Origin of the sequence: Mycobacterium sp. E2462 (genome assembly GCF_001672685.1) — a bacterium.
Lineage (GTDB): Bacteria > Actinomycetota > Actinomycetes > Mycobacteriales > Mycobacteriaceae > Mycobacterium.
In genome coordinates this window covers 1-7,224 of the sequence record NZ_LZKC01000318.1, presented here as the reverse complement: position 1 = coordinate 7,224, position 7,224 = coordinate 1, and the positions used below count along the sequence as shown (strand labels likewise).

The 7,224-nt window shown below is 70.7% G+C and carries 6 protein-coding genes and 1 pseudogene; 2 read left to right on the top strand and 5 right to left on the bottom strand.

Annotated features, from left to right (window positions below):
• A pseudogene (locus A5714_RS16470) lies at positions 1-317 on the bottom strand (CoA transferase); the annotation flags it as partial.
• A gap of 31 nt (positions 318-348) precedes the next feature.
• Positions 349-1,368 (bottom strand): MaoC family dehydratase, encoded by a 1,020-nt coding sequence (locus A5714_RS16465; RefSeq protein WP_068286811.1) that lies wholly within the window; start codon positions 1,366-1,368, stop codon positions 349-351.
• A 490-nt stretch (positions 1,369-1,858) separates the two neighbouring features.
• On the opposite strand from A5714_RS16465, the gene A5714_RS16455 reads away from it, so the two are divergent.
• Together A5714_RS16455 and A5714_RS16450 are read left to right on the top strand one after the other, a co-directional pair.
• On the top strand, positions 1,859-3,004 hold the full coding sequence (locus tag A5714_RS16455) for an acyl-CoA dehydrogenase family protein (protein ID WP_068286805.1): 1,146 nt from the start codon (positions 1,859-1,861) through the stop codon (positions 3,002-3,004).
• A gap of 123 nt (positions 3,005-3,127) precedes the next feature.
• Positions 3,128-3,619, top strand: a complete 492-nt coding sequence (locus A5714_RS16450) for a CD225/dispanin family protein (RefSeq protein WP_068286802.1) — start codon at positions 3,128-3,130, stop codon at positions 3,617-3,619.
• Here A5714_RS16450 and A5714_RS16445 read toward each other — a convergent pair.
• The 3 genes from A5714_RS16445 to A5714_RS16435 form a co-directional block, all read right to left on the bottom strand.
• Complete coding sequence (locus tag A5714_RS16445) at positions 3,616-4,557, bottom strand: enoyl-CoA hydratase/isomerase family protein (protein ID WP_068286798.1); 942 nt, start codon at positions 4,555-4,557, stop codon at positions 3,616-3,618. The two genes, A5714_RS16450 and A5714_RS16445, sit on opposite strands and share 4 nt — an antisense overlap.
• A 3-nt stretch (positions 4,558-4,560) precedes the next feature.
• The gene (gene fadD4, locus A5714_RS16440; protein WP_068286787.1) at positions 4,561-6,090 is read right to left on the bottom strand and encodes a fatty-acid--CoA ligase FadD4; all 1,530 of its coding nucleotides are present in this window, start codon (positions 6,088-6,090) and stop codon (positions 4,561-4,563) included.
• A 57-nt stretch (positions 6,091-6,147) separates the two neighbouring features.
• On the bottom strand, positions 6,148-7,224 hold a 1,077-nt coding region (locus A5714_RS16435; protein WP_068286779.1), incomplete at its 5' end, for an alpha/beta fold hydrolase.

The window sequence follows — 7,224 nt, the reverse complement described above, 5'->3', positions numbered from 1 at the left end:
GCGGCAACGGCGGCGAGGTCGTCGGGCCGGGACAGGGTCAGCGCCCACCAGCCGTCGCGAGCCGCGAGCAATCGGGTGGCGCCCCCCGCCGATACCCGGCCTGCGCGGGTCAACCCGAGCAGCGCCGCCCGGCCTGCGAGCACGGTGGCGGCGTCGACGGCGATGCCCAGCGCGGCACCGGCGGCGTCGGCCACCCGCTGGGCGCGCGCGAGCACCTGCGCGCGGGAAAAGTCCGGGGGGCCCGCAGGCAGGCCGGTCAGGAACGCCAGCCCGCTGCTCCCCCAGTTCTCGACCGCCCACGACGGCGCGCAGCTCACGCCACCATTGTGCGCGCGGTGTCCAGCGGGCTCAGAATTGCAGGGCGCTGAACCGCCAGTCCAGCACCGGCCGGTCGGCGGCGTCGGGTTCGTCGGCGACCGCGAACACCCGCGATCGCAGCCCGAGCACGCCGCCGCGCTCGGTGGCCGCCGCGGACTCGACGTGCAGTTCGCTGTAGAGGGTGTCGCCCTCGTGCACCGGACCGGTGTGATCACACGACTCCCAGCCCAGCACCGTGGCCAGGTTGGGCAACAGCCGGCTCGCCTGGGCCAACGCCAGGCCGATGGTGTGGCCGCCGTACACCAGCCGGCGACCGCCGACCCGTGAATCATGATGCGGCGCAGCAATATTGAGGGTCAACCGAGCCAATTCGGGCGCGCTGCTGACCACGTCGGCGGTGCTGTGCAGCACCGCGCCCGCGAGGCCGGGGTCGAAGTGCGGGCCGGGCACCTTGGCGCGGAACGCGTCGCCGTCCCAGTGCGCGGCCGGCTCGGATGCCGGTGGTAGCGCGCCGGCGCCGACGGCGGACAGGTCGTCGCCCGGGCCGGCCGCGTCGGGATGCCAGCCCGGGCTCGCCGGCAGCATGGCGCAGCGGTAGAAGTCGAGCACCAGCTGCTCAGCCTGGTCGATGGTCGTCATGCGCAGCGCCGCCAGTCCCGTCGGCGCGCGGCCGGGCTTGGCCGAGTTGGCGCGCAGCCCAACCACTTCGGTGCGGGTGTACATAGAGTCGCCGATGACCGGGAACCGGTGAAACGTCAGGCCGCGATAGAACAGGTTGGCCTTCACGCGCTGCGTGACCAGCGTGCTCTGCCCGATCGCGACGTCGCAGACCAACGCCGGGTGGGCCAGCGGACCCGGCGCTCCGGTCACCGCGGCGCACAGGTCGGTGTCCAGCGCCAGCCGCAACCGGTCGCCGACGATCGCCTGATGGGCAGCGGCGAGCCCCGCCGAGAGCGTCATCGTCGGCGCCCAGTCGAAGACCCGACCGACGGCAAGCTCGTCGAAGTAGGCCCCGCCGTCGCGGACCGCCGCATACCCGTTACTAGCCACAACGCCACATGCTGGCAGGCTGTCGAATAGAGGGTCAACCGGTGGCGATCGCGAGGGCGGTGAAGCCGGGCGAAGCGGGTCGCCACCAACAACCGGTGGCGATCGCGAGGGCGGCGAAGCCGGGCGAAGCGGGTCGCCACCAACAACCGGTGGCGATCGCGAGGGCGGCGAAGCCGGGCGAAGCGGGTCGCCACCAACAACCGGTGGCGATCGCGAGGGCGGCGAAGCCGGGCGAAGCGGGTCGCCACCAACAACCGGTGGCGATCGCGAGGGCGGCGAAGCCGGGCGAAGCGGGTCGCCACCAACAACCGGTGGCGATCGCGAGGGCGGTGAAGCCGGGCGAAGCGGGTCGCCACCAACAACCGGTGGCGATCGCGAGGGCGGCGAAGCCGGGCGAAGCGGGTCGCCACCAACAACCGGTGGCGATCGCGAGGGCGGCGAAGCCGGGCGAAGCGGGTCGCCACCATCGAGTCAGGAGGCCGATCGCAAGGTGAACGACGAAGAGGACATGCTGGTCGCCACGGTGCGGGCCTTCATCGACCGCGACGTCAAGCCGACCGTCCGCGAGGTCGAGCACGCCAACGACTACCCCGAGGCGTGGATCGAGCAGATGAAACGGATCGGCATCTACGGCCTGGCGATCCCCGAGGAGTACGGCGGGTCGCCGGTGTCGATGCCGTGCTACGTGCGGGTGACCGAGGAGCTGGCGCGCGGCTGGATGAGCCTGGCCGGGGCGATGGGCGGGCACACCGTGGTGGCCAAGCTGTTGACGCTGTTCGGCACCGACGAGCAGAAACGGACTTACCTGCCGCCGATGGCCACCGGCGAGCTGCGGGCGACCATGGCCCTGACCGAGCCCGGCGGTGGGTCGGACCTGCAGAACATGTCGACCACCGCGGCGCCCGACGGCGACGGCAACCTGGTGATCAACGGCACCAAGACCTGGATCAGCAACGCGCGCCGGTCCGGCGTGATCGCCCTGCTCTGCAAGACCGATCCGCACGCCACGCCGCCGCACCGGGGCATCTCGATCGTGCTGGCCGGGCACGGGCCCGGCCTGACCGTGTCGCGCGACCTGCCGAAGCTGGGATACAAAGGCGTCGAGGCCTGCGAGTTGTCCTTCGACGACTTCCGGGTGCCGGCGTCGGCGGTGCTCGGCGACGCGCCGGGACACGGGTTTTCGCAGATGATGAAGGGCCTCGAAACCGGCCGGATCCAGGTGGCCGCCCGGGCCTTGGGGGTGGCGACGGCCGCGCTCGAGGACGCGCTGGCCTACGCCCAGCAGCGGGAGAGTTTCGGACGGCCGATCTGGCAGCACCAGTCGATCGGCAACTACCTGGCCGACATGGCGACCAAGCTCACCGCCGCGCGCCAGCTGACCCGATACGCGGCCGAGCGCTACGACAGCGGCGAGCGGTGCGACTTGGAGGCCGGGATGGCCAAGCTGTTCGCCTCGGAGGTCGCGATGGAGATCGCGCTGAACGCGGTCCGCATCCACGGCGGCTACGGCTATTCCACGGAATACGACGTGGAGCGCTACTTCCGTGACGCGCCGTTGATGATCGTCGGTGAGGGCACCAACGAGATTCAGCGCAACGTCATCGCCCGCCAGCTGGTGGCGCGCGGGGGCATCTGACTCGACGCGACGATGTCCCGATCGTGGGCCGGGTTTGCGCTATATTTGCCTGACTTCGTCCACCAGCAAAGCGGCGCCAGGGCGAACCCGTGCGGGCCGGCAAATCTCAAGGAGGCGGCTGCCATGAGTTACCCCCCGGAGCCCCACGAGGGTTCGCCCGAATGGCAGTCGGGTCAGCAACCTCCCGAATGGCAGGCCGCGCCGCCGCCGCCACCCACCTGGCAGGCGGCCCCGCCGCCCCCGGGTTGGCAGGGTCAGCAACCGGGATGGCAGGCCCCCGCGGGCCCGTCCGGGTGGCCGCAGCCGCAGCCGGGCTGGCAGGGCCAGCAGGAGCCGGACAACTACCTGGTCTGGGCGATCCTGTGCACCGTGCTGTGCTGCCTGCCGTTCGGCATCGTCTCGATCGTCTACTCCAACAAGGTGTCCGGGTTGTGGGCCCAGGGCCGCTACCCCGAGGCGCAAGAAGCCGCCAACAACGCCAAGAAGTGGGCGATCATCGGCGCCATCGTGGGCGCCGTGGCCTCGGTGATCTTTGTCCTGCTCTACGCCGTCGCGGGCGTGTTCGTCGTCTCGCATATGCCGTCGACGACCACGACGAGCTACTCGGGATTTTAAGACCGGATCTCGTCCACCAGCCCCCATGCCAACGCCGTGGCGGCGTCGACGGTGTGGCCGGACAGCACGAGATAGGCCGTGCGCCAACGGCCTATGCGCCGGGTCACGCTGACGGTGCCCCCGGCGCCGGGGAGCAGCCCCAACCCCAATTCGGGGAGACCGAACACCGCGTCGGCGCGGGCGCTGACCCATCCGCAGAACGCCGCCATCTCCAGCCCGCTGCCCAGCACCCGGCCATGCACCTCGGCCCGGCACGCCCGGCCGAGCCGGGCGGTCAGCGCGTCCAGCGCCAGGGCCGGGCTGTGCCGGGTGCGCGCCAGGTGCGCGCTCGACGGGTCGGTGAAGGTGCCGAACTCGGCGAGGTCACCCCCGCTGCAGAACGACGGCCCGTTGCCGCTCACCACGACCTCGGTCACCGAGGGGTCTAGCCGCGCCACCGTCAGGGCCTCCAACAGCGCCGCGCGGGCGTCGGTGGAGAACGCGTTGTGCCGCTGCGGCCGATCGAACGCGATGCGCAGGGTGTCGCCGTCGCGCACCGCCCGCACGGGCTCGGCGATCTCGGGCATGTCGACGGGTCCCCGCTCCCGCAGCCAACGTTCGAATTCGGGACCGGCCTGCAGGGTGGAATACGCCAACGACTCGGTCAGCACGCCCGGCAACGCCGGCCCCTCGGGATCGACCGCGCGCAGCACGTCGTCACAGATCGCGCTGGCGTGCGGCCAACGCGCACAGCGTGCCCGCAACAGGGCGAGGGTCTCGGGTATCGAGGCCACGGTCACGGCGCGACGGTCCGTGCAGGCATCCTCGGTCAGCGTGAACGTGGCCGCGTCGAGCCATGTCCCGGGCAGCTCACCGGTCGCGCCGACACCGACGAGCACGCCGGTCGGCGCCACGGGACCGTCCTGCGGCGCGTCCGCAAGGTCGACCACCCGCAGCATCGGTCACACCGAGTACTTCTCGATCAACCCGTTCTTGTAGAGCTTGCCGGTGTCGGTGCGCGGCAGCTGCGCCTCGAACGCGATCGAGCGCGGACACTTGTAGTGCGCCAACCGGTCTCGCAGCCACGCCGTCAGCTCGTCGGCGAAGGCGTCGGTGGCGTCGGCCGGGTCGACGGTCTGCACGGCCGCCACCACGCGCTGCCCCATCTCGTCGTCGGGCACCCCGAACACTGCCGCGTCCAACACCTTCGGGTGGGTGACCAAAAGGTTTTCGGCCTCCTGCGGGTAGATGTTCACACCGCCGGAGATGATCATGTGGTGCCGGCGATCGGTGAGGTAGAGGTAGCCCTCCTCGTCGAGGTAGCCGATGTCGCCGACGGTGGCCCAGCCGTTCTTGTTTCGGGACGAGGCCGTCTTCGTCGCGTCGTTGAGGTATTCGAACGACTGCCCGCCCTCGAAATAGATCTCGCCGGCCTGGCCGGGCGGCAACTCGTTGCCGTCCTCGTCGAGGATGTGCACGGCGCCGCCCATCGGCTTGCCCACGGAACCGGGGTGGGTCAGCCACTCCTCGGCGCTGATCAGCGTCGACCCGTGCGCTTCCGAGGACGCGTAGTACTCGTCGATGATCGGTCCCCACCACTCGATCATCTGTTTTTTGATCTCCACCGGACACGGGGCGGCGGCGTGCATGACGCGCTGCAGGCTGGATAGGTCATACGAGTCACGCACCGCCGCAGGCAGTTTCAGCATGCGGGTGAACATCGCCGGCACGAACTGGCCGTGGGTCACCCGGTGCCGGGCGATGGCGTCGAGGCAACCCTGCGCGTCGAATTTCTCCATGACGACCGTGGTGATGCCGCCGGCCTGCGCGCTCATCGACCAGACCGACGGCGCGGTGTGATACAGCGGCGCCGGGCTCAGGTACACCGAGTCGGGGGTCATCCAGACGCTGACCAGCGCCGACATCATGCCGGGCGCCTCGGCCGGCGGCACGTGCGGCAGTTCGCGTTTGATCCCCTTGGGCCTGCCGGTGGTGCCCGACGAGTACTGCAGCAGGTCGCCCTCGATCTCGTCGCCGATCGGCGTATCCGGTTGATCCGCAACGCATTCCGGGTAGCGGTCCCACCCGGGCAGGTCGGGGTCGCTTGCCCCGGCGGCGATGAGCAGCAGCTTCGGCAGCCCCCCGGGCAGGTGTTCGGCGAGGGCGGCGCACGTGTCGCGCAGCGGGGCCGAGCCGATGATCGCCTTGGCGCTGCTGTTGTCGATGATGTAGGCGGCCTCGGCCGCGGTGAGGTGCGTGTTGATCGGGACGTAGTACAGACCGCTGCGGCGCGCCGCCCACATCACCGCGTGGATGTGCTCGTTGTTTTCCATCAGGATCGCGACGGCGTCGCCCTCGACCAGGCCCGCCTCGCGGAATCGGTGCGCGAGGCGGTTGGCGCGGGCTTCCAGGTCGTCGAACGTGATGACCGTCCCGGACGGGTAGAGAATGACCGCAGGTTTGTTGGCGCCGAGATACGGGCGGATCTGCATGCGCCGACTGTACGCCGCCGAAATTGACGGGTGTCGAGACGGCCCGGCACCCGGGTGTCAGCCCAAGAAATCCAACAGTGCCGAGCCGAACGCCGCGGGTGTCTCCAGATGCGGGATGTGGCCGGTGTCCGGCACGCCGACGAACCGGGCTTCGGGCATGGTCGCCGCGCACGCCCTGGCAAGTGCGGCGATATTGCCCTTGGCCGCTTGGTCATTGGGCGCGGTGTACTTGGCGCCGACGTACGTGCGGTCGGACAGGCCGCACACGAACAACGTCCGGGTCCGCAGCGCCCCGACGAATCCCACCGCGGGCTCGTTGAGCAGCATCTCGGTGGCCGCCGCGGAGCTTTGCACCCAGCGCTCGAACTCGGGCCCGCGCCCGATCGCCACACGAACCGCGACGAAGGGATCGATGAGCCGGGAATCCTTGCGCGCGAAGTAATGCGCCAGGTACTGACGGATTTGGTCCTCGGTCATCGAGCGCTCGTCCTGCGCCCAGTCGTCGCGCGTCACCGGCCTGGTCAGGCCAATCCGGTAGTCCTCGAGACCCATCGGATTCTCCAGCACCAGCGCCCGCACCCGCTCGGGCAGGGCCCGCGCCAGGTGCATCGCGATCAGGCCGCCCGTCGAATGCCCCACCACCGCAACCGAATCCAGCACCAGCCGGTCCAGCAGCGAGCGCAGGTGGCTCACCGACGCGCCGGCCGTCAACGTCGAGGGCTTGGTCGACTTCCCCCAGCCGACGAGGTCGGGAACGACCACCCGGAAGCCGGCGCCGCGCAGGGCGTCGATCACGCCCGCCCAGTACGCGGCGAAGAAGTTCTTGCCATGCAGCAGCAGCACCGCGCCCTTGGGCTGAGCGCGTTCGGGCGCGACGTCCAGGTAGGCCAGCCGGGCGCGCTGTTCCCACTGCGGGGCCGGCCGGTCGATCCAGTCCGCCTGGGCGACGTGCGTGACATCCAGGTAACGCACGGGATGGGGGTAGGGGTAGCCCTCCAAGCCGATGCCGAGGACGTCCGCACCGGGCCACGGCACCGCCGGTGCGGCCGCGCCGGGTGCCGCTGGTCCGCCGTGGCAGCCGGCCAACAGACAACCCACCGCGAGGGCCCCGGACAACGCGCGCCGCCGATCGAG